Origin of the sequence: Micromonospora endophytica, from assembly GCF_003236305.1 — a bacterium.
Classification (GTDB): domain Bacteria; phylum Actinomycetota; class Actinomycetes; order Mycobacteriales; family Micromonosporaceae; genus Micromonospora; species Micromonospora endophytica.
Window position 1 is genome coordinate 1 of sequence record NZ_POTX01000452.1, and the last position, 1,548, is coordinate 1,548.

The window sequence follows — 1,548 nt, forward strand, 5'->3', positions numbered from 1 at the left end:
ACGGGTCAGGGTGGGGGTGGGCAGGGGTCCTGCCAGGCGTCGAGGGTACGGTTCTTGCGGATCGAGGCGAAGCCGTAGCCGACGCTCGTGACACAGAAGTCCGTGGTGACACCCGCGTACTCGACGTGGAACACCGGCTTGCCGGCGTCGGCGAAGGGCAGCAGCTTGGCGCATCGCCCCAGGCGTACGCACTCCTCGTTGACCGCGAAGTCGAAGTCCGGCGCCAGCGCGGCGACCTGCGCCAGGGCATTCAGCAGGCCAGGGGAGAGGTCGAGCGAGCGGGCCAGTGCGGCGACCCGACGGCTGAACTCCAGTTGATCGTCGAACGTCAACGGGAAGCCGCTGTCCTGGTCGTAGCCGTCGGCGTCGGCGAGCACCACCGCGCCGAACCCCTTGCCCCGGCAGAGGCGGAACCGGTCGGCCAGCACCGGCCGCAGCGTCTCCCAACGGCGTACGTCCAGCCAGGTGCGGCCGGTGCGGGACGAGGTGGTGCCGCGTACCCGGGCCGGATAGCGACCGATGTCCGGGTCGTCGGGATGCACCGACCCGACGTGCACCTGGCAGATCAGCCGACGGCCCCGCGAACGCAGCTCAGTGGTCTGCGCGGCGGTGGTGACGACCGGATCCAGCACGAACACGTCCGCCTCGACCGTCAGGTCCAGCACCCCGGTCAGCTGCCACTGCCACCGCCAGTGGCGGGCCGAGGCCGCCGGCCAGCTCATGGGCGCGCCGGACGGTGCGGGCTCGGGCCGGCAGGCCACCGCCGCGCCGAGCAGCGCGAGCACCAGGCAGGCCGGCAGCGCCCGGCGTACCCCTCGCGTCAGCCGGGCCTCCAGCCCGTTGCGCATGGCCAGCTCCGCGGGTCGCGGGGCGACCCCGCGCCGCCCCTGTCGGTACGCCGGACCCGGCGTACCTCACCGGGTCAAACGAACACAGACCCGACAAGGACTCGCAGCCGGTCCGCGCAGCACCGGAAAGCCCGGCTGCGGGCTCAGCGGGGCGCGGCGAAGACCTGCGTCCAGTACGGGCCGTTGCTGCTCGCCACGCCGACGCCGATCTCGGTGAACGCGCAGTTCAGGATGTTGGCGCGATGCCCGTCGCTGTTCATCCAGGCCGACATCACCGCAGCCGGTGACTGCTGGTTCCAGGCCACGTTCTCGCCGTAGGTCCGCCACTCGTACCCGACCTGGTCGATCCGGTCGCCGGGATCGCTGCCGTCGCTGCCGGTATGCGACATGTTCTCGTGGTCCGCCTGGTCCTGGCTGTGTTGCTGGGCCGCGGTCATCAGCTTGTCGTCGATGCTCACCGCAGCACAGCCCGCCTTGGCCCGTTCCGCGTTCACCAGCTCGACGACCTCGGCCGCCTCGGAGTTGGCGCCGGCGGACGGGGAGGCGGAGGCCGTGGTCCCCGGGTTCAGGCTGCCCTGCCGGTCGGTGCCCTGTCGTGAGACCGCCGGGCTGCGCGACTCGGTGGGGGTACGCGAGGGTGTGGGCTTGGCGGTCCGGCTCGCCGACGGGGAAGGGGACGCGCTGCTGGGGGAGACACTAG

At 72.2% G+C, this 1,548-nt stretch carries 2 protein-coding genes; both read right to left on the reverse strand.

Annotation, left to right across the window (positions count from 1 at the left end):
• Window positions 1-5 precede the first annotated feature (5 nt).
• Entirely contained in the window at window positions 6-848 is an 843-nt protein-coding gene (locus tag C1I93_RS30410) for an endo alpha-1,4 polygalactosaminidase (RefSeq protein ID WP_111246673.1), read from the reverse strand.
• Between the two features lie 143 nt (window positions 849-991).
• A partial coding sequence (locus C1I93_RS30415; protein ID WP_146603615.1) for a CAP domain-containing protein occupies window positions 992-1,548 on the reverse strand: 557 nt, incomplete at its 5' end.

Excerpts from the sequence above, each read along its gene's own strand:
- C1I93_RS30410 (WP_111246673.1), bottom strand. The coding sequence starts at position 848 with ATGCGCAACGGGCTGGAGGCCCGGCTGACGCGAGGGGTACGCCGGGCG.